We start from the raw sequence: 26,966 nt of genomic DNA on the forward strand, positions 1-26,966 counted from the left end.
TTTACTTGTATGAACGCTGCGTTGGTTTTACTATTTCAAAGGTCAACGGCTCTTTATTCAACTGCCATTCACTTTCCTGCTTATATTCCCATGCAGCCACGTAACTGTAATTATCATCGTCCCGTTTGGCTTCCCCATCTTCTGTTTGTGACTCTTCCCGGAAATGGCCGCCACAGCTTTCATTCCGCTGCAGGGCATCTTTGCACATCAGTTCGCCCAGTTCAATAAAGTCGGCCACACGCCCGGCCTTATCCAGTTCGGGATTCATTTCATTTATTCCGCCGGGTATCTTTACATCACTCCAGAATTCTTTTTTCAATTGCTGGATCTCAACGATCGCTTCCTGCAGCCCCTTTGCATTGCGTGCCATGCCACATTTATCCCACATTATCTTTCCCAAACGCTTATGGAAGCTTTCCACGGTCTGGCTCCCCTTGATACTCATCAGCTTATTTATCCGTTCGCTTACCGCTTTCTCGGTTTCTTCAAATGCAGGATGTGATGTTGGTATGGATGCCGTTCGGATGTCATCGGCCAGGTAATTGCCCAACGTGTATGGAATTACAAAATAACCATCAGCCAATCCCTGCATCAGTGCACTTGCACCCAGCCTGTTTGCGCCATGATCGCTGAAATTCGCTTCTCCTAAACAATATAAGCCATCCACGGTGGTTTTTAATTCATAATCCACCCACAAGCCACCCATGGTGTAATGTACGGCCGGATAGATACGCATAGGCATTTCGTAAGGATTTTCGCCGGTTATCTTTTCATACATCTCAAACAGGTTGCCATATTTTTCTTCTACAACGGCTTTACCCATTTTTATTATTGAAGCTTCATCAACATGGTCAAGTCCCTGCTTTCCTGCTTCAATCTTACCATAACGTACTATGGCATCTTTAAAATCAAGATAAACGGCCAGTTTGGTTGTACCAACACCATAGCCCCTCATCACATCTTTCTTTGGCTGCTCTTGAAGCCACATCACGTGGTACCAGGTTTCCAAAAGCCGGATACCTGCGCTCTAAATAATAATCCCTTTCATCTTCCGGTATATCAATGGCTTTACGGTTATCGTCCTTTTGTTTTGGCACCCAGATCCTTCCGTCATTGCGTAAACTTTCGCTCATCAGGGTTAATTTGCTCTGATAATCGCCGCTTACCGGGATACAGGTCGGGTGGATCTGCGTAAAACAGGGATTTCCAAAAAATGCTCCTTTTTTATGTGCCTTCCATACTGCAGTAACATTACTGCCCATGGCATTGGTGCTTAAATAAAATACATTGCCATATCCACCGGTGCAAAGCAGAACTGCATGACCAAAATGTCTTTCCAGTTTTCCGCTTACCAGGTCCCTGGCTATGATGCCTCTTGTCTTCCCATCAATGTTTACGATGTCGAGCATCTCATGACGGTTGTACATGGTAACATTACCCAATGCAACCTGTCTTTCCAAAGCGCTGTAAGCGCCCAGCAATAATTGCTGGCCTGTTTGCCCGGCTGCATAAAATGTACGCTGTACCTGTGTACCGCCAAAACTTCGGTTACTCAGTAAACCGCCGTACTCTCTTGCAAAAGGAACCCCCTGTGCCACACATTGGTCAATGATGGCAGCACTTACCTCGGCCAGGCGATGCACATTGGCTTCCCTTGCCCGGTAATCCCCTCCTTTTACGGTATCATAGAAGAGGCGGAAAACAGAGTCTCCGTCGTTCTGGTAATTCTTTGCTGCATTGATCCCCCCCTGCGCTGCAATACTATGTGCCCTGCGCGGGCTGTCCTCGAAACAAAAAGCTTTTACTTTATATCCCAACTCACCCAGTGATGCTGCAGCAGAAGCCCCGGCAAGACCGGTACCCACAACGATCACTTCCAGTTTACGCTTATTGGCAGGATTAACCAGTTTTACATGGCCTTTGTAATCGGTCCACTTTTTATCCATTTCGCCGTGCGGGATCTTAGAATCTAAAGACATAATAACTCAGTTAATTGGTTAATTCGTTAATTAGTTTATCCAGTGCATATAAAATGCAACCGGCATCAGGGCAAATAACAGGGGCACAATGATTGAAAAGGCCAGCCCGATTGCTTGGATGATGGGTGTATACCTTTTATGATTGATGCCGAATGTCTGAAAAGCGCTCTGGAACCCATGCAACAGGTGCCAGCCCAGTGAGATCACACCCAGTATGTATATGGTCACTACCGGCAGGTTATCGCGGAAGACCATTTGCATTTCGGCATACAGGTTCAGTGCCTCCTGGCCATTATAGGTTGCCAACGTGGTTTCTTCGAGGGCCTGGATGCCCCCGATACCACCCAAACGGGAAGGTGTCCAGAAATGGTAGATGTGCAGGATGAGGAATAATAAAAGCAAGGTACCCAACAGCCCCATGCTCCGGCTGTACCATTTGCTGTTCGCAGAAGCCTTGTTCATTTCATATTTTACCGGGCGGGCCTTGCTGTTTTGCGCCCATAATACAAACCCCTGGATGATGTGTAACAACAGACCGGCAAACAAACCGATCTCCATGGTACGAACGATCAGGTTGGTACCCATAAAATGCGCCCAGTGGTTGAACGTATCTCCACCATCATTAAAAAAGATCATGGCATTGATGCTGCAATGAACGACCAGGAATATGATTAAAAAAAGACCTGTAAGGCCCATTATGAATTTCTTTCCGATCGAAGAGGTGAAAAAATGTTTCCAGGTCATAGCGAAAGCATTAGAGTGTTAGTTGGGTCACAAAAATACGGCATGAACGCCCAAAAAACAGCTTAAACAAAAAGTTTTTGTTGTAAAAACCCATGATAAAAATCAGTTGATCCTCCGGGTCATCATATCATCCATCTGCTGAAAGACGATCTCGGGCTTGAGCGTACGCCATTGGGGGAATTCAACCAGCTCTATGTAATTGGTAAGCCGGGCCTGCTTAAAATCGTACTGGCTTTGTATGGGCATATCCAGGATAACTACCCAACCACCTGGATCTTCCAGCTGTTCCCTCCATTCTTCATAATAACTGTCGTCGCTGCTGTGAAAATTCAAAACGTTCTCTGCAATAAGGATGAATTTGCTGATGCCCTGGCTGAACAGGATATCGGTTATATCCCGCCGGAGGGTCATGATATCATTTTCGATCGCATCGTTCCATTCTCCCAGAAGTTCAATGATGGCATAGCCCTGTTCATAATCTGCAAATAATATCTTCATGTACAGGGTCCGGGAACCGAATTCATCCCATTGCGGATGGATGAAGTAGTTATATACGGTGTGCGAGAATTCAAACTCACTGTAGGTTCTCCGGTAAAAAGGCGACCGGTCGTCTTCTTCAGCCGTATATAAATGGCGCCAGTTATAATATGGTTCGATGTCCTGCAAAAAACAACGTTTGATATGTTACTGCAAATTTCCGTGAATTTAATTGAAATGACATACAAGGATATTATAAAAAAAGGGTTGCCAGAACCTGACAACCCCAAACTTAATAACCATAATATCTTACTGAACCACGATCCGTTCGGTGAATATGAATTTATTGTTTGCATCGGTCACCTTGACCATGTACATACCTTTTGCAAAACTCCTGTTCAGCGGAACAGTCTCTACCTGGGTCTTTCCATTAACAGTAACCACCCTGTTCATGACCGGCTTACCGGAAAGGTCCGTAACGGTAACATGATACCGGCCAGCTGCCAGTCCTTCAAAAGATATCCTGAATTCATTTGCGGTAACCGGGTTGGGGAAAATGTGTGCTTCGTTGGTGATAACGGGTACGATCGCTTTGAAATCAGCCGTACCATAGTTTTTGGCAGCATCGGCCTCTTTCTGGTATAATAAATTGCCGTTGGCCAGGTCAGACGCATTGTAAACCATGTCGGATCCTTCGATCTTTCTGGCATTAAGATCAGTAAGCGTGAATTTGTAATAGCCGGCAAACGTGTTTGCACTTGAGACCACAATGGCGCCCTCCTTATCAACAGCAGCCCCATTGGTAGAATAGTTTGCTGGAAGACCATTGATATAACCCATGTATTTTGCCACCCGGGTTTCCACATTTACAGAAAACACATAGTGATTGGCAGAGATAACATACAATTTATTATATGCATCTGCGATCATATCCCCGCCCCAACTGCTGCATTGGTTGTGTATGGAAATGGTCTTGTTTGATTCGTCATCAACCAGGTTGCCCAGGTCGGTGATGGTAACTTTCTTGCCGGTGGTGAACCGTATCAGGCGGTTCCCATCATTGGTAAGTGCATAGCCGTTGCCATCGGCCGCGATCACCATGCGGGTAAAGTTCTTTGCTTCGTCCCGTATACTTTCTGATGAATTCAGCAAAACGGATTTAACCGTATAGAATTTCCGGGCATCCCCCTGGGCGCCCAGGTCAAGCCAGCGTAATTCACCAACACGCATGGGTGTAAAGAACAGCTTGTTTTGATTCTTATCATATGCGGCAGCGGCAACCATGGTCTCGGTTGGCCTGGCCATATTATCAACCGGTCTTTTCGTATCGGCATCTGCAAGTGTATAGGCGGTTTTGTTGCGCTGGTAAATATCCTGGACGATCTTACCCGTGCTGATATCAACCTGGCGGATATTCATCCACATAAAATCACCGTTGCCGTCGCCGGTAATGGCAAATGTCCTGTTGGCATCCTGTGCCGCTGAAACTAAACTGGCTGCAATAAATGAGGTGGAAAGTAAAAGTTTAAGATTCATAAGAGGAGTTTTTAGTGAATAATTGAGATACGTAAATTACTCAAATTGCATAAACCATCCAATATTTTTTTATGAGTGGCGGCTCTCTACCGCTTTTTTAACACTTCCCGTCTTCAGCAGCAGTTCCCGGGCCGCTTCATAGTCGTCGGACTGTATCTTTTCCATCAGCATTTTCACGCCCCGGTCTACCAGTTTGTCGTTGGTAAGCTGCATATTCACCATCTTATTGTCCTCTACCCTGCCCAATTGTATCATCACGGTGGTGGAGATCATGTTGAGGATAAGTTTTTGGGCCGTCCCGCTTTTCATGCGGGTGCTGCCGGTCACAAACTCAGGCCCTACCACCGCTTCCACCGGGAGATCGGAAGCAGCGCTTAACGGGGTATCGGGGTTACAGCAGATACTGCCGGTAACAATATTATTTGCCCGGCATTTATGGAGGGCGCCTATTACATAAGGCGTGGTTCCGCTTGCGGCAATACCTATCACCACATCTTTGTCATTTATCGAATGTTCCTGCAGGTCAAGCCATCCCTGTTCCAGGTCGTCTTCAGCAAATTCCACGGCTTCGGTTATTGCCTTCTTCCCCCCTGCGATGATACCGATGACCAGGCCCGGGGGAACTCCATAGGTGGGCGGACATTCACTGGCGTCTACAATGCCCAGCCGGCCGCTGGTACCTGCCCCTATATAAAACAGCCTGCCTCCCATCAGCATCTTGTCCACGATCACATTGATGAGTTGCTCGATCTGCGGGATCACTTTTTCAATGACTGCCGGTACGGTCCTGTCTTCGGCATTGATACCGGCCAATATTTCTGCAACCGGCATTTTTTCGAGGTGCCTGTATTTTGATTCCGATTCGGTTATTTGCTTGAATGCCATAATCTCATTTAACGGTGAAATTTTACCAACCCGTCCATTGGCTTTTTTATCACTTTACCCAGTTCCAGTTCATAGGAATTGCAAAGGTCCTTCAAAACATCCCGGAAACCATAGGCCACGCTTCCGGTGAAATGAATGGGCAGGGTCCAGCTTTCCCGGTACTTGTAAATATGGTTAAAGAAGAAATCATTGAACCCGTCCTCAATGATATTCTCGATCATATAATGCCCCCGGTTCTCAGCCAAAAACAGGGCAAAAGAGGCCAGGTAACGGTTGGGCAAAGGCTTTTTATAAACGGCGGTCAGTATCTCGTCGCTGTTGGTGTTGAACTTTGCATTGAACCGGTCCATAAGATCCCCATCAAACGTGTTGTACAGGAAATACTGGATCACTTTACGGCCCAGGTAAGCGCCGCTTCCTTCGTCTCCCAGGACATAACCAAGGCCCGGACTGTTCTTTACGATCTTCCTGCCGTTATAATAACAGGAGTTTGAACCGGTACCCAGGATGCAGGCGATGCCCTTTTCATTTCCGCAAAGCGCTTTGGCGGCGCCCATCAGGTCGTGATCAACAGATATGGAAGATGCGGAAGGAAAAACCTTCCGGATGGCCTTTTTAACCAGTTTCACGTTGTCGGCATTGCTGCAGCCCGTTCCGTAAAAGAAGATCTCATCCGGCTCCGCCTTCTTCATCTTTGGTTTCAGCTCTTCCGTAATGATGTATTCTATTTGTTCGGCAGAAAGAAAATACGGGCTCAGGCCCTGTGTATAAAAGGTCTTTACAGACTTCCCGCCCACTAAACACCATTCTGTTTTTGTAGAACCGCTGTCGGCAATTAGTTTTATCGGCATCAACTGGTTTTGAAATTTCAAAATGAAGTTAAATCATTTTGTTTACATAGTTAAAAGCTGCAAGCAGCAAGGGAGCCGCATGAAGAATAAAGAACTTTTATAAAAGAGACCGGTTCATTCTTTGGATCCGGTAAGTGTCAGAACTTTCCCCCTCACAGCTTGCTTTACCCTTGCAGCTTCTTCTTATCTTCGCAAAATGAAGAACAAAAAGATACAGGTCTGGCTGCCCCTTCTTTTCAGCATCACCATGATCGTGGGAATGTACATGGGCTATAAAATGAGGGACAGCATGCCGGGAAAAGGTTTTTTCTCCCTTGAAAAACGCCGGCCGATCCAGGAAATAATGGACCTGATAAAGAACCGGTATGTGGATGATGTAAAAATGGAATCACTGGCCGATACGGCCATCGAAGCCATGCTCAGCAAATTAGACCCCCATTCTGTTTTTATTCCGGCAGAAGAACTGCAACAGGTGAATGAGGACCTGGCGGGAAAGTTCTTCGGCATTGGCATTGAGTTCAACATTTTTGATGATACCCTGAATGTGATAAATGTTTTGAAAGACGGGCCGGGTTATAAAGCGGGGTTACTGACCGGTGATAAATTCCTGCAGGTGGGCGACAGCCTGGTTGCGGGCCGGAAAACAAATGCCGATACCTACCGCAGGTTATTAAGAGGCAACCGGGGTACGGAAGTGACCATCACTTTTTTACGCGGACAGGAAAGAAAGCAGGCCACCTTAACAAGGGACGCCATTCCCCTGAGCAGCCTGGATGCCAGCTACATGATCAACAGCGAGGTTGGTTATATCCGGTTGAATAAATTCTCCAGCCAGACCTACCGGGAATTCATGGAAGCCCTGGAAGCCCTGAAAAAGAACGGCCTGCAAAAACTCATTCTTGACCTCCGGGACAATGGCGGCGGCATACTGGATGAAGCCGTGGAAATTGCGGATGAATTCTTAGACGGCGACAAACTGATCACGTATACAGAAGGTAAGCACGTGGAAAAGAAGGAATACCGTTGCCGCAGGGTGGGCCAGTTTGAAAAGGGCGCATTGATCGTTCTGGCTGATGAAGGCACGGCCAGTGCCAGCGAAGTACTGATCGGCGCCCTGCAGGATTGGGACCGGGCAACCATTGTTGGCAGGCGTTCCTTTGGCAAAGGATTGGTACAGGAACAGTTTGACCTGAGTGATAAAAGCGCCCTGCGCCTAACCGTGGCCCGTTATTATACACCCATTGGCAGGAGCATTCAACGGCCGTATACCAATGGAACCAAATTATATTACGACGAGATAAATAACCGCTACCACGACGGCGAAACACAAAGTGCTGATTCGGTAAAAAATGACACCAGCAGGATCTTTAAGACCAAAAGCGGGAAAAAGGTCTATGGCGGCGGCGGTATCACACCCGATCATTTCATTGCACTGGATACAACCGGTTTCAGCAGTAATGCAGCCAGGATCTACAGCAAAAATACCATCGGGAACTTTGCCTACAACTTTTACCTGAAGAACCAGGCCAGCCTGAAATTGTTCAAAACACCCGGTGATTTTATAAAGGGCTTCACTTTTTCCGAAGAATACTGGAACCAGTTTATACAGGCTGCTGCAAAGGATTCTGTGAACATCACGGGCACCAATGAAAAGGTCAAAGCAGACCTTATCAACCGCATCCGGTCTTCTATTGCCAGGCAGCTTTGGCGCAACGAAGGATACTTTGAAACGATGAATGCCAGCGACGATGCCGTACTAAGATCCCTTGAGATCCTTGCCAGATAAAAAAGCCTCCCGTTTGGGAGGCCTTTAATGTCGTTCACAATATCCGATCAAACAGGTGATCTTTATTGCGTACGGCTTCAGAGGTTGATCGGTCTTCCGGATACCGGATGTTCTTGGTCTTTTCGTTATGGATACCGAACAATACAAATATGCTCTCAAATAATTGTATTCTTAGTAGAACACGGGATAAATGATTTGTAGATATTTTTCTACCTGATCCCTTACGACATTTTCCGCCCCCCGTCCCATTTCCTTACCTTTGCCGCAAATAACGATTCTATATATGTGGCTCAACAGTATTTTAGACACCATTGGCAATACGCCCCTTATCAAACTCAACAAGATCACCAAAAACCTCCCCTGTACGGTACTGGCAAAAGTGGAATACTTTAACCCGGGTAACAGCATCAAGGACCGTATGGCCTTAAAAATGCTGGAAGTGGCCGAGCAGGAAGGAAAAATAAAACCCGGCGGAACAATCATTGAAGGTACCAGCGGCAATACCGGCATGGGCCTTGCCCTGGCTGCCTGTGTAAAAGGGTACAAATGTATTTTCACCACCACCGATAAACAGTCGAAGGAAAAAGCAGATATCCTGAAGGCCGTTGGTGCCGAAGTGATCGTTTGTCCTACCAACGTGGAACCGGATGACCCAAGAAGCTATTATTCAGTTTCAAAAAGACTTGCAACCGAAGTTCCTAACAGCTGGTATGTAAATCAATACGATAACCTGGCCAACCGTCTTGCCCATTACGAACAGACCGGCCCCGAAATATGGGAACAAACGGAAGGAAAAGTGACCCACCTGGTGGTAGCTACCGGAACAGGCGGTACCATTGTAGGAACAGCAAAGTACTTAAAAGAAAAAAATCCCAACATAAAGGTTTGGGCCATTGACACATACGGTTCCCTGTTGAAAAAATATTTTGATACCGGCGAGATCGACCAAAAAGAGGTTTACCCCTATATCAGTGAAGGATTTGGGGAGGATTTTGTACCGGCCAACTACGACATGAGTGTGATCGATGAGTTTACAAAAGTTACCGATAAGGACGGGGCTGTGATGGCAAGGCGCATTGCCAAGGAAGAAGGCATGTTCTGTGGTTACAGCGCCGGCAGTTGCCTGCAGGGCATGCTGCAACTGGCCAAAGGGCCTGATGGGAAAGACCGGTTGAAGAAAGAGGATGTGGTGGTGCTCATATTCCATGATCATGGCAGCCGCTATGTAGGCAAAGTATATAACGACCAGTGGATGATGGAGAGGGGCTTCCTGGATGTAAAGACATTTAAAGATGTGGTGGGAGGTCGTGGCACACAGCGCCTGATCAGTTTGACCACTGCAGACACCGTGGCAACAGCCATTGAACTGATGAAGAAATACGATATAGAGAACATACCTGTTCTGGAGAATGGGGAGAACATCGGCGCCATATCGGAAGGCGGTTTATTTGATAAGATCCTGAACAACCCCGACATTAAAACACAAACCGTTGGCTCCGTCATGGAAAAAGCATACCCCGAAGTGGCTTTTGAGACCCCGGTGGAGCGGTTAAGCACCTATATCACCAGGGAGAACGGGGCGGTTTTGAGCAAGGATGAAAGCGGGGCTTTTCACATTGTTACCAAATACGACATCATCCAGAGCCTGAGCAAATAAACGGGCCCGGGATTTTACGATAGGTTCAAACCCTTTACAGTGCTGCATCTGACCGGTGCAGCACTTTTCATATGTAAAAATACCACCATCCCTGGTTCGTAGAACTACGATTCATTTTTTAGTAGCTATCCCACCCGGGAAAATGAATATATACGATTGCGACAGTAATTATATAGGCCTGAAAAAAGAGCAATACCGCTCTAGTACGGGAAAACTATCTGTTGCATCTTTGTATCAGAAGTTGATTGATAAGATTAAATATCAATCGTTATCCAAGATCCTGACTAAAGCCAAAGAATTCTATCCAATACTTGTAAAAAACCACAAACGATCCAGTATCAGTCAACTTCTTTTAAATTTTAAAACCAAGATCTTTAAAACCAATATTCGCTTTAAGTTCTTTATCCCGATGAAAGACCACAGGTTTCTAAGTATTTGAAAAAACCAATATCCACTGCCTATGCTGTAAAAAGCGACGATGGCAAAGAAAGACCGAAAGAAACCAGTATCCACCGCCACTGCCGTAAAAAGCAATGGTAGAAAAACCAAAGAAAAACCAATATCCAGCCTATGCCGTAAAAAGCGATGATGGCTAATTTGAAGAACACTGAAACCAGGATTAAATTATTACGGAGCCACTGCTAAAATAAGGTAACCCCCTTAAGGAAGCAGATCCAATGAAATCCTGATGAAAACCAACTACCGTGCTTGGTTGGTTTAACAAATTAAACTTCCACAGTTATTTGATACGTCAAAAGGCTGTGGAAGTTTTTTTATTCCCCAGACTTCCCTTCCTGGTTTTACAGCATGATCCTTAGTAATACACCTGCCCCGGATTATATTACCAAAAGAATCATTTCGCTGGTACTGTAGCAGGCTGCTGGATGCTCCTGCTTATTTCTAAAAACTCATTGAAAGCTGTTTTGAACTAATGCACCCTTGAACCACATAGGACATAGGTAACATAGAACAACACAAGCTGGTCAATATAAACCTATGGGTTCTATGTTGCTATGTGGTTCAAAATGATAAATACCTAATTTTCCCGATACTTCTCATTAAGCACATTTTATATTAAATTTGCCCAAAACCAAAACTTATATGGCTAATAAAAAAATCATTGAACTACTGGGCAACCAGGCCGATTCATTGCTGAATCATGAATGCAAGACCATTACCAGTAAAGAGATATCCTCCCCCGGCCCGGATCATGTGGATGAGACCTGGAGCCTGAGCAACCGGAACAATCAAACCCTTAAGAGTTTACAGAACATTTTAAATACCGGCCGTCTTGGCGGAACAGGATATGTTTCTATTTTACCCGTAGACCAGGGAATAGAGCACAGTGCAGGCGCTTCTTTTGCACCCAACCCCGTTTATTTTGACCCGGAGAATATTGTGAAACTGGCTATAGAAGGCGGATGCAATGCCGTTGCTTCCACCTTCGGTGTGCTGGGCATCGTAAGCCGCAAATACGCCCATAAGATCCCGATGATGGTGAAGATAAACCACAACGAATTCCTGAGCCTGCCCAATAAATTCGACCAGATCATGTTCGGCAAAGTAAAAGATGCCTGGAACATGGGTGCAACAGCCGTGGGCGCCACCATTTATTTCGGCAGTGCGGAAAGCACCCGCCAGATCCAGGAAGTAGCCACCGCTTTTGAAATGGCTCATGAACTGGGTATGACAACCGTTCTCTGGTGCTACCTGCGCAACAACGGGTTTAAAGTGGATGGCGTGGATTATCATACCGCAGCCGACCTCACCAGCCAGGCCAATCACCTGGGTGTTACCATACAGGCCGATATCATCAAACAGAAATTGCCAACCAATAACGGGGGGTATAATGCCACCAAACACGGTAAGACATCTCCCCTTGTTTATTCTAAATTAACCACCGATCACCCGATCGACCTTGCCCGTTACCAGGTAGCCGGTTGCTACATGGGCCGCGTGGGCCTTATTAACAGTGGCGGTGAAAGCAAAGGCGCCACCGACCTGGCTGAAGCAGTCACCACAGCCGTGATCAACAAACGTGCAGGGGGCATGGGATTGATCAGCGGACGTAAAGCCTTCCAGAAGCCGATGAAAGACGGTGTTGAGTTGCTGAATAACATACAGGATGTATATTTGGATAAGAGTATCACCATTGCATAAGCATATCATGGTCGTTTAAGTCGTTTCAAATCGTTGCAGCGTTAAATGACTTAAACAGCTTTAACGCCTGAAACGTATTAAACGGTTTTAAACGATTTAAACGGTTTTATGAAAAAAGAAGAAGACTTTGATGCCAGCCTTGCCGGTGAAGAGGGATCTGCGGAGGAGAACAAGAGCAACTGGTTCAAAAGAATGAAAAAAGGTATTCTAACGTCAACCAAAGATAAAAAAGATGCTCCCGAGGGTTGTGGTCCAAATGCCCATCCTGCAAATATACCTGTACCGTTTCTGAATTGAGGGAAAATAAATTCGTATGTCCCAAATGCGAATACCACCACCGCATCGGCAGTGAAGAATATTTTGAGATCCTGTTCGATAACAACGAATACACCGAACTCTTTGCCAACATCCGGTCAAAGGACTTCCTTCATTTTGTTGACCTTAAGCCCTACGATAAGCGGCTGGAGGAAACCTACGCCAAAACGGGTATCCATGATTCCATGACCGTGGCACATGGTAAAATTGGCGGTCATGACCTGGTGGTTGCCTGCATGGATTTTGAATTCATCGGCGGAAGCCTGGGAAGTGTGATGGGTGAAAAGATAAGCCGGGGATGCGATTATTCCATGCAACATAAGATCCCGTTCATGATCATCAACAAAAGCGGCGGTGCCCGAATGATGGAAAGCGCTTTTTCACTGATGCAACTGGCAAAAACATCCGGTAAATTATCGCAGCTGAGCGATGCCAGAATACCCTATATCTCTTTATGTACCGATCCGACCTTTGGTGGCACCACCGCCTCCTTTGCCATGCTGGGTGATGTGATCTGTGCCGAACCCAGCGCCCTCATTGGTTTTGCCGGCCCGCGGGTAATTAAAGAAACCATCAAAAAAGACCTGCCCGAAGGTTTCCAGCGCAGCGAATTCTTACTGGAACACGGCTTTCTTGACTTTATCATTCAACGCAAAGACCTGAAAGAGAAATTGGCTAACTTGTTGCTGCTCTTTAAAGGATGACCGGTACCTGCAGCCGGTAATATGGATCGGGAAAAAACGTTTAACTGCAGTAGCCCATACCTGAAAATATGCTGCTGAAAAAAATCCTCATACCTGTATTTCTTGTTCTGATCCCGGCAGGTAAGCTATATGCACAAACACCCTGCACTACCCTGGGCCAAAATCCCTCAACGGCGTTTCCGGTATGCGGCACATCCACCTTTTTCCAGGACAGCGTACCCATCTGCAGTTCCAATAGCCTGTATGTTCCCGGTTGCTCGGTTTGGGGAGATTCATCTACCATTTATCAAAATAAAAATCCCTATTGGTATAAGTTCACCTGCTTTCAAAGCGGCACGCTTCATTTTTTAATAACGCCCAACGATCCCAATGAGGATTACGACTGGCAGTTGTATGATGTAACAGGACACAATCCGGATGATGTTTACACAGATACTACCTTGATCGTTTCCGGCAACTGGTCGGGTACCTATGGACCAACAGGCGCCAATGATACCGGGCTTAACTACATCGCCTGCGCTTCTTTGCCGGAAGCCCTGTTTTCAACATTTGCATTAAGCCCGGATCTCATCCAGGGACATAATTATCTTTTACTCGTCAGTCATTTTTCAGATACGCAACAGGGATACTCCCTTTCCTTTGGCGGGGGCACTGCCGTTATTACGGATACCATTCCGCCGAATGTGGTAAATGCCAACCGGGCCAGTTGCGATGCAACGCAACTCATGGTAAAGCTGAATAAGAAAATGAAATGCAGCAGCCTGGCAGCGAACGGCTCCGATTTTGTCATCACTCCTCCTTTGGCAAACCTGGTCTCCGCAACAGGCATCGGATGTACAAATGGATTTGACATGGATTCTGTTTTGCTGACTTTCAACCAGCCACTTCCCTTTGGCAACTACAACCTGGTTGTGCAAAACGGGAACGATGGAAATACAATACTCGACATATGCGATAATGGTGTTCCGGTGGGCGGGATCATTCCTTTTACGATCCTGTCGCCCCTGCCTGTTCCATTAGACAGCCTTCAGCATAACCCGTGCAGCACCGATTCATTGATATTGATACTGCCCGATTCTGTTCAGTGCAGTTCCGTTGCTGCGGATGGTTCCGACTTTTTTATCACCGGCAGCTACCCGGTGAACAGCATCAATGCCGTTCCGCTTTACTGTGCAAATGGATTAACAACCCGGATCATCATCCGCCTTTCTGCCCTGATGCTGCAACCCGGCAATTTCCAGGTTGTGTTGCAGGCGGGCAGCGACGGAAATACATTGCTCAGTAAATGCGATACCCCATCGGTTGCAGGGTCATTCGTTCCTTTCAGCATCTTACCAAAACCGGTCGCAAACTTCGCCATACCCGGTTCTGTTTGCCTGCCCGATGCTTTTGCAAACTTTACAAACCTTTCTACCATTGCGGATGGGACCGAGAACCTGTTTCAATACCTCTGGGATTTTGGTGACCCTGCAAGTGGCGTAAACAATTCATCAACAATCAGAGACCCAATACACCGGTATAACGCAGTTGGCCCTTACATTGTGAACTTACGGGTAACCAGCAATGGCAGCTGTATAAAGATACCAGCATTGTTTTCAATACTATTCATCCGCAACCCAAAACCAATTTCGGTTTCAGCAAACCTGCCATTTGTATCGGGGATGCTATAACCATAACCGATTCAACAAACAGCATGGATGGCATCACCGTTCAATGGAACTGGGACCTGGGAGATGGATCAATAAGAAATACACAAAACGTTACGTACACGTATCCATTGCAACAAACATATACGGTAACATTACACAGCATGAACAGTCATGGTTGCTATAGCGATACGTTATCCAGGTCAATAACGGTTTATCCTTATCCAACCGTAAATGCAGGTCCCGACAGGGTTGTATTAGCCGGCGGACAGATCACCCTTCTCTCCCGGTCAACCGGCAATGACCTGCAATACCTGTGGACACCCGCCACGTATCTGAGCAGCCAGACCATACCCGATCCAAGATGCATTGCCCCGCTTAATGATATGACGTATACACTCACCGTAGTATCTGCCGGCGGATGTACTGCTTCGGATGATGTATTTGTAAAAGTGCTGAAGATGCCGAGGATACCCAACACGTTCACGCCAAACAACGACGGCATCAATGACCTTTGGGTTATACAGTATTTAGAAGATTATCCCAACAACCACCTGCAGGTATTCACCCGGGCCGGCCAGTTGGTATTTGAAAGCCGTGGTTATTACAAAGCATGGAACGGAACCTACAAAGGCAAGCCACTCCCTCACGATACCTATTATTATAGACTGGAGCCGGGAAGCGGAAGGGAACCGGTGACGGGATATGTGACGATCATTAAATAGATTTGCCCGGACCTTTATCGATCATCCGTATTAAATGGGAAAAAAAGCAAAAGACATAACAAAATTTCTCCGCCCCGGTTTGTGAACCACGAACCGGAAAAAAAATGAAATGGTTCGTGAAGACAGGAATCAAGACAAGGAAAATAAAACTACACAACATGCAACACAAAGCCATATCGATCCGCCCATTCATCGGAGCCGAAAACTTTGAACTGTCCAGAAGTTTCTACCGAGACCTGGGTTTCGAGGAAATCGTTTTGTTTCATAACATGTCTTATTTCAAAACGCAGGGATTAGGCTTTTATTTGCAGGATGCTTATGTGAAGGACTGGATAGATAACACGATGGTCTTTCTGGAAGTTGAAAATGCAGAACAGTATTGGAATGAACTTTTAGCGTTGGATCTAACGAATAAATATAAGGGAGTCAGGTTAACTCCTCTACGGCATGAAGCCTGGGGAAAAGAGTGTTTCCTGCACGACCCATCCGGAATTCTCTGGCACGTTGGCGAATTTACCAGGTAAGCGAACTCCGCCGTTGTTGGACAGTGAGCGTAGCCAGACTACCGGCCCGCAACCGGCAGCATTGCTACAAACATGTACCTTTGCACAAAAACACCCCATTGGAAATTTCGAACCGGAAGGCATACCATGATTACTTTTTTGAAGCTACGTATACGGCCGGGCTGGTACTTTCCGGTACCGAGATAAAATCATTACGGGCAGGCAAAGCCAGTTTTAACGACAGCTATTGCGTTTTTAATAAAGGCGAGCTGTTTGTAAAAAGCCTGCACATATCTGAATATGCATTCGGCACCTATACCAACCACGAACCCATGCAGGAACGGAAACTGCTGCTGAACAAACGGGAACTGCAGCGGCTGGAAGCAAAAACAAAAGAAAAGGGATACTCCATCATACCGCTCCGGATCTTTCTTGCTGAATCAGGTTATTTTAAAATGGAGATCGGACTGGGCAAGGGCAAAAAGAACTACGATAAACGGGAATCCATCAAGGAACGGGAAACGGACAGGGATATCAAGAGGAAGTACGGAGTGTAGGCCCGGTTTGAGGTTTGTGGTTTGTGGTTGGGTGTATGCAGGTTATACAGCTTTTCAATTCATTTTACTCTTTTCAACCACAAACCACAAATCTAGCATTCCGATAAACTCAACGGCACATTCACCGCCAGTCCCCCATCGGCCGTTTCCTTGTATTTGCTGTTCATATCAAGCGCTGTTTCCCACATGGTCTTTATAACGCCGTCTAAACTTACTTTGGCATAATCGGGCGTGCTTTGCAAAGCCAGCTGGCTTGCCGTGATCGCTTTTATGGCACCCATCGTATTCCGTTCAATGCAGGGAACCTGCACCAGCCCGCCTATGGGATCGCAGGTCATGCCCAGGTGATGTTCCATGGCGATCTCGGCAGCCATCAGCGCCTGCCGTTGTGTGCCGCCCATGCATTCGGTAAGCGCTGCGGCGGCCATGGCACTGCTCACGCCGATCTCGGCCTGGCAACCACCCATGGCAGCAGAAATGGTGGCTCCCTTTTTAAATATGCTGCCCACTTCGGCCGCCGTCAGCAAGAACTGGATGATCCTATCGTCTGTGTTCTCCCGGTTGCTATCCGGACAGAAAGCAATATAATACTGAAGTACAGCCGGTATCACACCAGCAGCGCCGTTTGTTGGTGCGGTAACCACCCTTCCAAAACTGGCATTCTCCTCATTAACGGCAAGGGCAAAACAACTTACCCAGTCGAGTATATACGTGAAATCGTTCCCCCCTTCCTTTATGATCTTCAGCCAGCTGTCGTAATCAGCATAGGATCTTCCGGCCGTTAGTTTCTTATTCAACCCTGCCCCTCTCCGTTTTACCTGCAGGCCGCCGGGTAAAATGCCTTCGGCATGACAGCCCCGGTAAATACATTCCTTCATCACACGCCAGATGTTCAGCACGCCTTCCTTTGTTGCTTTCTCACCCCGCCATGCATGTTCATTCTCCATCACCACATCGCTGATGTTCAAACCGGTCTTCATACACCAGTGAAGCAATTCATCGGCGGTATTAACAGGAAAAGGAAGATGCACATCAGAACCTGGATGCTGGTCCTCTCCCTCCTTAACAACAAAACCACCTCCCACTGAATAATAGGTTTCTGCAAGGCATTCACCATTGGAAAAATTCACGAGAAAACTCAACCCATTGGGATGGAACGGCAATGATTCACCCATTAAGAACTCAATATCCTCTGCCGGGTCAAAATCAACCTCATGTTTTCCGGCCAGCACCAGTTTTTTCATATGCCGGATGTCGGAGATCTTTGCGTTGATATTGTTCACTTCAAAAGTAACAGGATCATCGCCACACAGGCCAAGCTGAACAGCTACGTCCGTTCCATGTCCCACGCCTGTCTTAGCCAGGGAACCATATAATATCACCCGCAGTTCTCTTACATCCTGCAGCGATCCCTTTTGCAGGAGGCTTTCTGTAAACCGTTGTGCAGCACGCCAGGGCCCGAGCGTATGGCTGCTGGAAGGCCCTACGCCAATCTTAAACATATCGAATACCGAAATGGCTTCGTGGCTCAAGGAAAAGGGATTTAATTATTGAACGTCCATTAATTGAATAACAAATACGAGGATTGAATTGCCGGGAACGCTTCCTGATCCCTGGCTGCCATATCCCAGGGAAGGAGGGATATAAAGGTTGATCGATCCTGTCTTCTGTATCAAAGGGATCCCTTTTTGCCAGCCGGGTATCAGTTGTCCCAGGATGAAAACAGCACCGTTCAGGTTTTCGTCAAATTTTGTTCCATTGGTAAGATAGCCTGAATATTTTACCATGATCCTTGAACAAAGCGAAGGATTTAGCCCGGAACCGGGGGCGGTAATCTCGTAGAAAAATCCACTGGGATGCTGTACCGCAGCCGGGTGATTGGCATTAACATAAGCCTGCAACGTGGCGATCTCTGATGCAGGGGCTACTATATTAGATCCCGCAAATCCGCAGCCGGTATTGTCATCAGTAGATTTTGAGCATCCTCCAAAAATAAAGGGCATGGCCAGTAAGGCAATCGTGTAAAGTTGTTTTCTGTTCATTGATTTTATTCTTTGTGATTATTTGTTTTCCGTTTCTTTTTCAGTTGCCCTGCTTTTCAGTTCCCGGTAAAGCTGTTCATTCGTCTCCCACTTATAATGCATACGGAAGTATGCAAAAAAAAGGATACAGATGAACAATGCGACCAGGATGGTCATGAATGTACCGGTTGATGTACCGGAGATCCGGGTATACCATTCCGGTAAAAATATGCGTACCGTAAAAATCAGTAATATGACCGGAAGGCTGAACATGATGGCCATGGGCAAACCAGTCAGCAGCTTGGATCGTACGCTGCTTAGTTTCTCTCTCTCCTGCTCCCAGTACACAATAAACTGTCTGTCCTTTTCCGTTATCATGCTGCAAAACTAATGCAATTTGGGTAATGAAACGGCTGGAACCACACAGGCACCAGCAATACATCGCTTTTAATTACCGCCTTTCGTGTTCTTCTGTGTTTCAACCTGAATTTGGGTAGTGTATCAGTTTGAAAAAATAAATGTCAGCCTTTGTCATCCTGAGCTTGTCGAAGGGTGTCGAAGGCGATTTATCAGTACGATCAGCTTCGACATCCCGATAGCTATCGGGACAGCCTGACAGGATTTGTGGTTCAATATTTTCAACCTGATACAGTACCTGAATTTGCAGTCGCTTTGATATGTAGCGAATATCTTGTAGGTTTGTTACGCTTAACTTTCTACCAATGAAGATAGAACAACTGCTGGTTCAGCATTTTTACAAACAACGGGAAGTCACGTTGCAGGGAATCGGCACGTTTACCCTCTCCCCCGACTTTGTGTTTCCCACGGAGAATGATAAAGATGCTGCTATTCCCGACAATGCCATTTCTTTCCGGTACAACTCCCGGGCAGCAGAAGATGACGGACTGATCAGTTATATCGTTGAGCAGACACGTAAGATGCGGCCACTGGCTGCTGCTGACCTTGATTCATACCTGGTACTTGGCAAACAGTTCCTGAACATCGGAAAACCTTTCAAGATCGAAGGACTTGGGTTATTGCTCAAAAACCAGCAGGGCGAATATGAATTTGCGCAGGGGCAGAGTATCCAGGCAAAAGCCGAAGAAGCGCCTGCTGCTGCACTGAAAGAGAAATTTGAAGAGGACGATATCTCATTCGCTTCCGAAAGCAAAAGATCACCCGTCAGTAAAAAAGGACTGATGATAGCAGCCATCATTGCAGTTGCCGGGATTGCCGGTGCGGCTGCATGGTATTTTTTCATGAGGGATACTGAACCGGCGGCCATCGAAACAGTAAAAGAAGAACCGGTTCTGAAACCGGAAACCGACACGGCTAAAACGGTTGCCTTTATACCTGATTCATCACTGGTAAAAAAAGACTCTGTCATTGCTGCTGTTCCCCCCCCGGTATCGAATGACGGGTATGCGTTCAAAGTGGTGTTCCGGGTGATGAGCAGGACCGGCGCCCTTAAAAAGAAGGACGAACTGAAGAAAGCCAATGTGATCATGTACACAACCGACTCTGTTCATTATAAACTGGCCGAAGGTTTTAACCGTCCGCTCAGCGATACCACCAGGGTAAAGGATTCACTCAGGATATTTTATGCCTTCCGGACCTTCATCGAATTAAAATAGCCAACCCCGTGAATCCCAGATAATGCATCAGCCCATTCAAAAAAAAATAACGCTTGCTTTCGGGGTGCTTGCCCTGATGGACATCACCGGCATACTCATTGGGTCAGAACGCCTGCATTTCGTTGCAAAACCCCTGCTCATTCCCGCCTTGCTGCTGTTGCTTTATTTTACCAAAAACCCGGCAGGACGAAAAGGTCTTTTAATGACCGGGCTTGTATTTTCCTGGATGGGTGATGTGCTGCTGATGTTTGAATCAAGAGATGCCCTGTTCTTTATCTTCGGGTTGGTCTGTTTTTTGACCACCCATATTTTCTATATCATTTATTTTTTGCAGATCCGTTCTGCAAAAAATTCGTTGCTGAAAAAGCAACCGGTATTGATCCCGGTCGTTCTGGGGTATGGGATCACGCTTGTCTGGCAGTTGTATCCACACCTGGGCGACCTGAAACTTCCGGTCATGGTTTATGCAGCCGTCATATGCAGCATGCTGCTCTGCAGCCTGCATGTTTTTTTGAAAGTGAACCGGAAAGCCGCCTGGTATTACCTGGCCGGCGCCACATCCTTTGTTGTATCCGACTCCTTACTGGCAGTAAATAAATTCTACCAGCCCTTTGCATACGCCGGCGTTTTCATCATGCTTACCTATTGTGCGGCCCAATATCTTATTGTACGGGGATATATCGAACAGAAATCATGACCAAACAGGAATTACTCCACGAACTTTCAGCCAATACCTGGGTGATGCTGAAACCCTCCCCCATTGAAGGCATCGGTGTATTTGCCATACGGGATATTCCCAAAGGCTGCCGGGATATGTTTGGCAAACCCGACGCAGCCGGTGAATGGATGACCGTAGCCAAAAAGGAGATCGAAGACCTGCCCGTACATGCGCAATTCCTGGTAAGCAATTATTGCCTCTACGATGCGGAGAATTATTTCATACCGGCCAATGGATTCAAGAAAATGGATGTTTCCCTTTTCATGAATCACAGCGATACCCCCAATATCATCTCCATCAACGATGGCGAATTCTTTGAAGCCATCCGGGACATCAGGCAGGACGAAGAACTGGTGATTGATTACGGAGAAATCGTGGAGGGATAGTGACTGCGAGGCAATGTTGAACAAGTAACTGTTAACTGCCCATTTATGAAATGAGACCATCAGCAAAAAACATATTACTGGCTGTTATTTCACTTGGAGGGGCTGCGGTTATCTGCCAGTTCCGGGGCGATGCCTTGGAAGAAAAACTGAGGCAGTCGCTGTACCGGTTAACAAATGATTCAATACCCAATTATGCAAAAACACTTGTGGATGAAAAAGGGATCCCCTATGTTCATTATGCCGGCAATAAGGAAATAAACCCCGGCAAGCAGTACAATCCCACGATCGTCGGCAATTATGCCATTGATTATTATGAATCGCTGCTAAAGAAAAAAGATCCGGTCACCGAAGAGCAGTTCATCCATTGCATAAATTGGCTGCTTGGCAATATCCGTATAAAGGGAAACTATGCATTGTATGAATTCAACTGGAAACAGCCATTTTATGATTCCGTGGCTGTGCCATGGACATCGGGCATGACATCGGGCCGTGCCATCGAGGCATTTACAGCCGCCTATGCACGTTACAGGAAACAGGAATACCTGGATGCAGCCAATTTGCTGCTAAGGGGATTCTATCAACCCATCCGGTCCGGCGGGTTTACCTACAAAGAGCCGCCGGGCTGGTGGTATGAAGAGTTTGCAGACAGCAACATGCACACCCCGCGAATACTGGATGGGCATATCTATGCACTGACAGGCGTGTACAAATTCTGGCAGCTGACCAAAAAGGATTCAGCCTGGTTCGTGGTGCAACAGGGTATCCTCGCTTTAAAACATAACCTGCCGGCTTATGATGCCGGGAACGGCTGGAGTTATTACGATCGTTATCATGCTGTTTCCGATAAGACCTACCACATACTGCTTACCGGCCAGATGAAACAGCTTTGGGAAATTACAAAAGATCCGCTTTTTGCCCATTATTACCATGCCTGGCAAAAGCCACTCAACAAGCCATATGTTTACCGCATCATCAGCGAAAAGAACCGCTCCGGGCTTATCCTGTACTTTCTGCTGGGCAGCCTGCTTTTTACTGTTTTGTATTTCCTGTACCAACGGATAATAAAGCGGGATACATAAAGTAAAGTGGATCCGGTGGCCATTCATCCTCTCACCGTTCATTAATTCCTGGTTCCCGGCGCTGTTAATTTTGAATTCACTGGCATTCGTTTTATATTTAAGGTCACTAACCCCTTCCTTTTACTCCGCCCCTTTATTATTTTATCAAAATCAAAACAGTAAAAAAAATGAAGCAATTCAAGTTTTTGATGCCGCTTGCTGTTGGAGTAAGCATGACGGCTCTTCTTTTCTCCTGCAATCCGGGAGAAGAAAAAAAAGCAGAAGAACAAGCAAAGGATACCACTTCAGCCAAAGCTCCTGAACCACCCGCTGCGCCAGCCAAGCCGGTTAATCTAATGACCGTTATTGCCAAAGTAGCGAATTTTCAAAAATGGCTGCCCGACTATGAGTCACACGATTCCATACGTCAGTCTTTTGGTCTGCATAATTTCAGTATTGCAAGAGGTGTAAAAGACAGCAACATGGTAATGGTTGTTTTAAGAATGGATGACGCAGTCAAAGCAAAAGAATTTGCCGCCTCTCCCGACCTGAAAGCAAGGATGAAAAAGGAGGCGTGGTTGGTGCGCCTGAACTCAGCTTCCTCGACATGCAGATGCTGGATATGACCCCTTCCACAAGTACACGGGTGCTGGTAAAGCATAAGATTAAAGACTGGGATGCATGGAAAAAAGTATTTGATGCCGACAAACCTAACAGAACCAATGCCGGCCTTACTGACCGTGCACTCGGATATGAAGCAGGTGACAACCACATGGTATCAATGGTATTCCTTGTTTCGGATATGAAAAAGGCCGATGACTTCTCCAAATCAGAAGCACTTAAAAAGAAAATGGAAGAAGCCGGCGTGGAAGGCCCTCCAACTTTCTTCTATTATAACCAGGTTAAAAAATATTGAGGCTTTGGTATCTGTCAATGAAAGCTGTTGGTTTTAGCCAGCAGCTTTTTTATTATCCGGGGTAGCCTGTTTCATCCGCCTCAACAGGAAAAAATTGATCAGCATGGCGCTCAGCATAGGAAGGAGCAAGATGCAGAAATAAACAAAATAACCAACCGAAACCTCCGGCACCGGTTTTACCTGCACCAGCAACTGGTTGCCGATAATGGTCTCAGAAAAGACCACACTTCTTGTCAGGTTCCAGCCAAGGTGAATGGCAATGGGGAAATACAGCGAGAAGGTCTTTGCATATGCATAGGCATACAATAAACCCATGACCCCGGTAGTAATAAAAACGATCAGCATCTGTACGGGGTTACCGAATACCTCAAACGAGAACCAATGGTAGATACCGAAGGAAATTGCCGAGATGATGATGGCCTTTGCGGCACCCAGTTTTTTGACCAGGATATACATCAGTGCCCCGCGGAAGATGAACTCTTCAAACAGAACCGATTTAATATTCCACCAAATACCGTTGAAGATAAGGGCAGCACTAAGCGCTGGATTCAGTTGCCATTGCTGCCTGGCAAAAAGCATCCGCATTAAAAAATCAGAGGCACAGCACAGGGCAGTAATGATGAATAACAGGGCAAAACCGGTCAACCGGCTCCGGGTGGGATAAAATCCCAATACGCCCAGCCCTTTTTTCTCAAAAAGCCAGATGAGCAGCCAGGAAACGAGAAGCTGAATGATGATGCCGAGCATGATACCGGGGGTTTACTGCAGGTGAAAATAATAAAATATGCCCGGTTCATATTTACGAATGGCCAGGCGGGGGCGCCAGACAAAAAAGATCCCCCTTGCATTTTACAAGAGGGCTCTTCTTAAAGGACCACGAACGGGTTGTTATCCCAGTGGTCGTCAACCTTATACCCGAGTAATTTTCTGAAATAACGATACAAATGTTTCCAACTTACTTTCATAGGTTTTCATCATTTTAATGTTAAACAATATACCCTAAGAATTTACATCAAAAGCCCCTCCTGCACTGCTGCAGGAGGGACTTTATATTTTGAGGTTCGACCCCTTTCAACGATTTGAACGGGTTCAACGTTTTAAACGTTGCTTAATATCCTCCCATTCCGCCCATATCCGGTGCACCATGGCTGTGCGGCGCTTCTTCTTTTGGCTTATCGGCTATTACACATTCTGTTGTTAACAGCATGCCGGCAATAGAAGCTGCATTTTCCAAAGCTACCCGGCTTACTTTGGTCGGGTCAATTACGCCCGCCTTGAATAAGTTCTCGTATACTTCGGTCCTTGCATTAAAACCAAAATCCCCTTTACCTTCCTTGATCTTCTGTACCACGATGGAACCATCAATGCCTGCATTGGAAGTGAGGCAACGGATGGGCTCTTCCAAAGCACGGCGAACGATTGCCATACCGGTTTGCTCATCAGCGATCTGTCCTTTTACTTTTGGTTCCAGGCTTGCAACGGCACGGATATAAGCAACACCGCCTCCGGGAACAATGCCTTCTTCCACAGCTGCCCTTGTTGCATGCAGCGCATCGTCAACACGGTCTTTCTTTTCTTTCATTTCTGTTTCAGTGGCAGCGCCAATGTACAATACAGCAACTCCGCCGGCCAGTTTGGCCAACCGCTCCTGCAGTTTTTCCTTATCATAATCAGACGTGGTGGTTTTGATCTGTGCTTTGATCTGTTCAACACGGCCAACGATGGCTTTCTTTTCTCCTTTACCGCCTACTATGGTCGTATTATCCTTATCAATGGTTACGGATGAAGCCTGGCCCAATGCGTTCAACTGAACGTCTTCTAATTTGTTACCCAGTTCTTCGCTGATCACATCACCCCCGGTAAGGATCGCAATATCGGTAAGCATTTCTTTCCGGCGGTCACCAAAGCCCGGCGCTTTAACGGCAGCCACTTTAATAGTGCCACGCAGTTTATTTACAACGAGGGTTGCCAGTGCCTCCCCTTCCAGGTCTTCGGAAATGATCAGCAACGGCCGGCCGCTTTTTGCAACAGCTTCCAAAACCGGGAGTATATCCTTCATCGTGGAAATCTTTTTATCATAGATCAGGATGTAGGGATTCTGCAGTTCAGCCTGCATCTTCTCACTGTTGGTCACAAAGTAAGGACTGATATAACCACGGTCGAACTGCATGCCTTCCACGATATCAGAAGTGGTATCCGTTCCCTTGGCTTCTTCTACGGTAATAACACCTTCCTTACCCACTTTACCAAAGGCCTCTGCGATCAGTTTACCGATGGTCTCATCGTTGTTGGCAGAGATCGTTGCTACCTGCTGGATCTTCTTACTGTCATTTCCAACAGCCTGGCTTTGTTCTTTCAAACTTGCCACAACAAGACTTACCGCCTTGTCGATACCCCTTTTAAGGTCCATGGGATTTGCACCCGCAGCAACCATTTTCAGGCCTTCGCTGATGATACTTTGCGCAAGGACGGTAGCAGTGGTAGTACCATCGCCCGCCTGGTCAGCTGTTTTAGAAGCCACTTCCTTTACCATCTGGGCACCCATGTTCTCAATGGGGTCTTCCAGTTCAATTTCTTTGGCAACGGTAACGCCGTCCTTGGTTACAGTGGGTGCACCAAATTTGCGTTCCAGCACTACGTTACGGCCTTTGGGGCCCAGGGTTACTTTTACGGCATTGGCCAGCGTATCAACGCCTTTCTTCATTTTATTCCTTGCTTCAATATCGAAGAATATCATTTTAGACATAGTAGATCATTTTGAGTTTTTAGTTAATTGAGATTTGATTCATGATGCAGGATACATGATACCGGATGGCTCTTTTAAATTTCAGGGCCTTACCCTGTATCCGGTATCCCGGATCGGTTTTACTATCAGCCCACCTTCATCAAAATATCAGAAGAGCGCATCATTAAGAGATCCTCTCCTTCCAACGTGATTTCTGTGCCGGCATATTTTCCATATAATACAACGTCACCGGCCTTCTGCTTGACAGGAATGATATTCCCTGTTTGCTCTGCATATTTCCCGGGTCCAACTGCAACAACGGTCCCTTTTTGTGGTTTCTCTTTAGCAGAATCAGGAATAATAATACCACCAGCTGTTTTTGTTTCTGCAGCAGCAGGTTTTACGAGCACCCTGTCATCGTACAACTCGTAATGAGCATTTTTTTTAGCCATAAATGTATAGTTTGATTTTGTTTAAAAATAAGACAGCCGTTTTTTAACGGGTGGCAAAGGTACAGCCATTTTTGTACCAAATGAACTAATTGGCACTTATGTCAGTATTCCTTTCCTGCTGTCAGGTAGCGGGTAATTAAAGCAGACAATTTTTCACTTCCCAGGATCTTAATAAAAAGGGCCACCCATACTGGCGGCCCTGGCAAAAATGGCACTGGTTTAAGAACATTATTCCTTTAATACCCTGCCGGTATATTTCTTTCCATTGATCAGCGCCTCCAGGATGTAGATCCCCTTGCTTAATTTTCCTGCAGGTAACATGAACCGTACCTGCTGCTGCCCGGCATTGAATTTCTGTACCGCCATAAGCCGGCCCGACATATCAAGCAATCGCAATTCTCCGCCGGTATCGGGTACCCGTACAAACCGTACCGGATGTCATTCCTGAACGGGTTGCCCATTACCAGCATATCCTGCTGCAGGCCCGGTGGCTTAATGAGTACAATATTACTGAGCCTGGCCTGGCCGTCC

Annotated in this window: 25 protein-coding genes and 2 pseudogenes; 14 read left to right on the plus strand and 13 right to left on the minus strand. The window is 46.5% G+C overall.

Annotated features, from left to right (window positions below):
• Position 1 precedes the first annotated feature (1 nt).
• The 6 genes and pseudogenes from IPJ02_02285 to IPJ02_02310 all read right to left on the minus strand — a co-directional run bounded on the left by IPJ02_02285 (position 2) and on the right by IPJ02_02310 (position 6,472).
• Positions 2-1,979 (minus strand): annotated as a pseudogene (locus IPJ02_02285) (fumarate reductase/succinate dehydrogenase flavoprotein subunit).
• Between the two features lie 30 nt (positions 1,980-2,009).
• Complete coding sequence (locus IPJ02_02290) at positions 2,010-2,723, minus strand: succinate dehydrogenase cytochrome b subunit (protein MBK7374422.1); 714 nt, start codon at positions 2,721-2,723, stop codon at positions 2,010-2,012.
• Between the two features lie 102 nt (positions 2,724-2,825).
• Entirely contained in the window at positions 2,826-3,389 is a 564-nt protein-coding gene (locus IPJ02_02295; GenBank protein MBK7374423.1) for a hypothetical protein, read from the minus strand.
• 120 nt (positions 3,390-3,509) lie between these two features.
• On the minus strand, positions 3,510-4,736 hold the full coding sequence (locus IPJ02_02300; GenBank protein ID MBK7374424.1) for a T9SS type A sorting domain-containing protein: 1,227 nt from the start codon (positions 4,734-4,736) through the stop codon (positions 3,510-3,512).
• A gap of 69 nt (positions 4,737-4,805) precedes the next feature.
• Positions 4,806-5,621, minus strand: coding sequence for an N-acetylmuramic acid 6-phosphate etherase (murQ, locus tag IPJ02_02305; GenBank protein MBK7374425.1), 816 nt, complete (start codon positions 5,619-5,621; stop codon positions 4,806-4,808).
• Between the two features lie 8 nt (positions 5,622-5,629).
• The gene (locus IPJ02_02310) at positions 5,630-6,472 is read right to left on the minus strand and encodes an N-acetylglucosamine kinase (GenBank protein ID MBK7374426.1); all 843 of its coding nucleotides are present in this window, start codon (positions 6,470-6,472) and stop codon (positions 5,630-5,632) included.
• Positions 6,473-6,668: 196 nt separating this feature from the next.
• On the opposite strand from IPJ02_02310, the gene IPJ02_02315 reads away from it, so the two are divergent.
• The 8 genes and pseudogenes from IPJ02_02315 (at position 6,669) to smpB (ending at position 16,525) form a co-directional block, all read left to right on the plus strand.
• Complete coding sequence (locus IPJ02_02315) at positions 6,669-8,258, plus strand: S41 family peptidase (GenBank protein ID MBK7374427.1); 1,590 nt, start codon at positions 6,669-6,671, stop codon at positions 8,256-8,258.
• A 283-nt stretch (positions 8,259-8,541) separates the two neighbouring features.
• On the plus strand, positions 8,542-9,915 hold the full coding sequence (locus tag IPJ02_02320; protein ID MBK7374428.1) for a pyridoxal-phosphate dependent enzyme: 1,374 nt from the start codon (positions 8,542-8,544) through the stop codon (positions 9,913-9,915).
• A gap of 1,101 nt (positions 9,916-11,016) precedes the next feature.
• On the plus strand, positions 11,017-12,075 hold the full coding sequence (locus IPJ02_02325) for a class I fructose-bisphosphate aldolase (GenBank protein ID MBK7374429.1): 1,059 nt from the start codon (positions 11,017-11,019) through the stop codon (positions 12,073-12,075).
• Positions 12,076-12,183: 108 nt separating this feature from the next.
• Positions 12,184-13,094: pseudogene (locus tag IPJ02_02330) on the plus strand (acetyl-CoA carboxylase carboxyltransferase subunit beta).
• Between the two features lie 68 nt (positions 13,095-13,162).
• Positions 13,163-14,764, plus strand: coding sequence for a PKD domain-containing protein (locus IPJ02_02335; protein MBK7374430.1), 1,602 nt, complete (start codon positions 13,163-13,165; stop codon positions 14,762-14,764).
• 23 nt (positions 14,765-14,787) lie between these two features.
• A complete protein-coding gene (locus IPJ02_02340; GenBank protein MBK7374431.1) occupies positions 14,788-15,465 on the plus strand; it encodes a gliding motility-associated C-terminal domain-containing protein in 678 nt (225 codons plus the stop codon).
• Positions 15,466-15,623: 158 nt separating this feature from the next.
• Positions 15,624-15,989 (plus strand): glyoxalase, encoded by a 366-nt coding sequence (locus IPJ02_02345; protein ID MBK7374432.1) that lies wholly within the window; start codon positions 15,624-15,626, stop codon positions 15,987-15,989.
• 80 nt (positions 15,990-16,069) lie between these two features.
• Entirely contained in the window at positions 16,070-16,525 is a 456-nt protein-coding gene (smpB, locus tag IPJ02_02350; GenBank protein ID MBK7374433.1) for an SsrA-binding protein SmpB, read from the plus strand.
• A gap of 92 nt (positions 16,526-16,617) precedes the next feature.
• Here the strand turns inward: smpB and IPJ02_02355 are convergent, their stop codons facing one another.
• The 3 genes from IPJ02_02355 to IPJ02_02365 are packed head-to-tail and all read right to left on the minus strand — an operon-like array spanning position 16,618 to position 18,924.
• Entirely contained in the window at positions 16,618-18,057 is a 1,440-nt protein-coding gene (locus IPJ02_02355) for an L-serine ammonia-lyase (protein ID MBK7374434.1), read from the minus strand.
• Positions 18,058-18,072: 15 nt separating this feature from the next.
• Complete coding sequence (locus IPJ02_02360; protein ID MBK7374435.1) at positions 18,073-18,567, minus strand: FKBP-type peptidyl-prolyl cis-trans isomerase; 495 nt, start codon at positions 18,565-18,567, stop codon at positions 18,073-18,075.
• An 18-nt stretch (positions 18,568-18,585) separates the two neighbouring features.
• Positions 18,586-18,924 (minus strand): hypothetical protein, encoded by a 339-nt coding sequence (locus tag IPJ02_02365; GenBank protein MBK7374436.1) that lies wholly within the window; start codon positions 18,922-18,924, stop codon positions 18,586-18,588.
• A 344-nt stretch (positions 18,925-19,268) separates the two neighbouring features.
• Between IPJ02_02365 and IPJ02_02370 the strand changes: the two genes are divergently transcribed.
• From IPJ02_02370 to IPJ02_02395, 6 genes are all read left to right on the plus strand, one after another.
• Positions 19,269-20,180 (plus strand): hypothetical protein, encoded by a 912-nt coding sequence (locus tag IPJ02_02370; protein MBK7374437.1) that lies wholly within the window; start codon positions 19,269-19,271, stop codon positions 20,178-20,180.
• A gap of 22 nt (positions 20,181-20,202) precedes the next feature.
• Positions 20,203-20,877 carry a lysoplasmalogenase gene (locus IPJ02_02375; protein ID MBK7374438.1) on the plus strand — a complete coding sequence of 225 codons (675 nt, stop codon included), beginning with the start codon at positions 20,203-20,205 and terminating at the stop codon, positions 20,875-20,877.
• Positions 20,874-21,284, plus strand: coding sequence for an SET domain-containing protein-lysine N-methyltransferase (locus IPJ02_02380; protein ID MBK7374439.1), 411 nt, complete (start codon positions 20,874-20,876; stop codon positions 21,282-21,284). Before IPJ02_02375 ends, IPJ02_02380 begins: the two co-directional genes overlap by 4 nt.
• A gap of 50 nt (positions 21,285-21,334) precedes the next feature.
• Positions 21,335-22,363, plus strand: coding sequence for a hypothetical protein (locus tag IPJ02_02385; GenBank protein ID MBK7374440.1), 1,029 nt, complete (start codon positions 21,335-21,337; stop codon positions 22,361-22,363).
• A 167-nt stretch (positions 22,364-22,530) separates the two neighbouring features.
• Positions 22,531-22,968, plus strand: a complete 438-nt coding sequence (locus tag IPJ02_02390; protein MBK7374441.1) for a hypothetical protein — start codon at positions 22,531-22,533, stop codon at positions 22,966-22,968.
• Positions 22,950-23,258, plus strand: a complete 309-nt coding sequence (locus IPJ02_02395; protein ID MBK7374442.1) for a cyclase — start codon at positions 22,950-22,952, stop codon at positions 23,256-23,258. Before IPJ02_02390 ends, IPJ02_02395 begins: the two co-directional genes overlap by 19 nt.
• A gap of 33 nt (positions 23,259-23,291) precedes the next feature.
• On the opposite strand, the gene IPJ02_02400 is transcribed toward IPJ02_02395, so the two are convergent.
• The 4 genes from IPJ02_02400 to IPJ02_02415 form a co-directional block, all read right to left on the minus strand.
• Entirely contained in the window at positions 23,292-24,005 is a 714-nt protein-coding gene (locus IPJ02_02400; protein ID MBK7374443.1) for a CPBP family intramembrane metalloprotease, read from the minus strand.
• A 361-nt stretch (positions 24,006-24,366) separates the two neighbouring features.
• Positions 24,367-26,004, minus strand: a complete 1,638-nt coding sequence (gene groL / locus IPJ02_02405) for a chaperonin GroEL (protein ID MBK7374444.1) — start codon at positions 26,002-26,004, stop codon at positions 24,367-24,369.
• 125 nt (positions 26,005-26,129) lie between these two features.
• Complete coding sequence (locus tag IPJ02_02410) at positions 26,130-26,435, minus strand: co-chaperone GroES (protein MBK7374445.1); 306 nt, start codon at positions 26,433-26,435, stop codon at positions 26,130-26,132.
• A gap of 228 nt (positions 26,436-26,663) precedes the next feature.
• Positions 26,664-26,816 carry a T9SS type A sorting domain-containing protein gene (locus IPJ02_02415; GenBank protein ID MBK7374446.1) on the minus strand — a complete coding sequence of 51 codons (153 nt, stop codon included), beginning with the start codon at positions 26,814-26,816 and terminating at the stop codon, positions 26,664-26,666.
• Positions 26,817-26,966 lie beyond the last annotated feature (150 nt).

This window comes from Chitinophagaceae bacterium (assembly GCA_016710165.1).
GTDB lineage: Bacteria > Bacteroidota > Bacteroidia > Chitinophagales > Chitinophagaceae > Ferruginibacter.

Bases quoted from the DNA above. Each gene is read 5' to 3' on its own strand.
- IPJ02_02380 (MBK7374439.1), top strand. From the start codon at position 20,874: ATGACCAAACAGGAATTACTCCACGAACTTTCAGCCAATACCTGGGTG.
- IPJ02_02335 (MBK7374430.1), top strand. From the start codon at position 13,163: ATGCTGCTGAAAAAAATCCTCATACCTGTATTTCTTGTTCTGATCCCG.
- IPJ02_02340 (MBK7374431.1), top strand. From the start codon at position 14,788: ATGGATGGCATCACCGTTCAATGGAACTGGGACCTGGGAGATGGATCA.
- IPJ02_02410 (MBK7374445.1), bottom strand. From the start codon at position 26,435: ATGGCTAAAAAAAATGCTCATTACGAGTTGTACGATGACAGGGTGCTC.
- IPJ02_02390 (MBK7374441.1), top strand. From the start codon at position 22,531: ATGAAGCAATTCAAGTTTTTGATGCCGCTTGCTGTTGGAGTAAGCATG.
- IPJ02_02395 (MBK7374442.1), top strand. From the start codon at position 22,950: ATGCAGATGCTGGATATGACCCCTTCCACAAGTACACGGGTGCTGGTA.
- IPJ02_02375 (MBK7374438.1), top strand. From the start codon at position 20,203: ATGCATCAGCCCATTCAAAAAAAAATAACGCTTGCTTTCGGGGTGCTT.
- IPJ02_02385 (MBK7374440.1), top strand. From the start codon at position 21,335: ATGAGACCATCAGCAAAAAACATATTACTGGCTGTTATTTCACTTGGA.
- IPJ02_02290 (MBK7374422.1), bottom strand. From the start codon at position 2,723: ATGACCTGGAAACATTTTTTCACCTCTTCGATCGGAAAGAAATTCATA.
- IPJ02_02400 (MBK7374443.1), bottom strand. From the start codon at position 24,005: ATGCTCGGCATCATCATTCAGCTTCTCGTTTCCTGGCTGCTCATCTGG.
- IPJ02_02345 (MBK7374432.1), top strand. From the start codon at position 15,624: ATGCAACACAAAGCCATATCGATCCGCCCATTCATCGGAGCCGAAAAC.
- IPJ02_02415 (MBK7374446.1), bottom strand. From the start codon at position 26,816: ATGTCGGGCCGGCTTATGGCGGTACAGAAATTCAATGCCGGGCAGCAG.
- murQ (MBK7374425.1), bottom strand. From the start codon at position 5,621: ATGGCATTCAAGCAAATAACCGAATCGGAATCAAAATACAGGCACCTC.
- groL (MBK7374444.1), bottom strand. From the start codon at position 26,004: ATGTCTAAAATGATATTCTTCGATATTGAAGCAAGGAATAAAATGAAG.
- IPJ02_02325 (MBK7374429.1), top strand. From the start codon at position 11,017: ATGGCTAATAAAAAAATCATTGAACTACTGGGCAACCAGGCCGATTCA.
- IPJ02_02300 (MBK7374424.1), bottom strand. From the start codon at position 4,736: ATGAATCTTAAACTTTTACTTTCCACCTCATTTATTGCAGCCAGTTTA.
- IPJ02_02365 (MBK7374436.1), bottom strand. From the start codon at position 18,924: ATGATAACGGAAAAGGACAGACAGTTTATTGTGTACTGGGAGCAGGAG.
- IPJ02_02310 (MBK7374426.1), bottom strand. From the start codon at position 6,472: ATGCCGATAAAACTAATTGCCGACAGCGGTTCTACAAAAACAGAATGG.
- IPJ02_02370 (MBK7374437.1), top strand. From the start codon at position 19,269: ATGAAGATAGAACAACTGCTGGTTCAGCATTTTTACAAACAACGGGAA.
- IPJ02_02360 (MBK7374435.1), bottom strand. From the start codon at position 18,567: ATGAACAGAAAACAACTTTACACGATTGCCTTACTGGCCATGCCCTTT.
- IPJ02_02320 (MBK7374428.1), top strand. From the start codon at position 8,542: ATGTGGCTCAACAGTATTTTAGACACCATTGGCAATACGCCCCTTATC.
- IPJ02_02315 (MBK7374427.1), top strand. From the start codon at position 6,669: ATGAAGAACAAAAAGATACAGGTCTGGCTGCCCCTTCTTTTCAGCATC.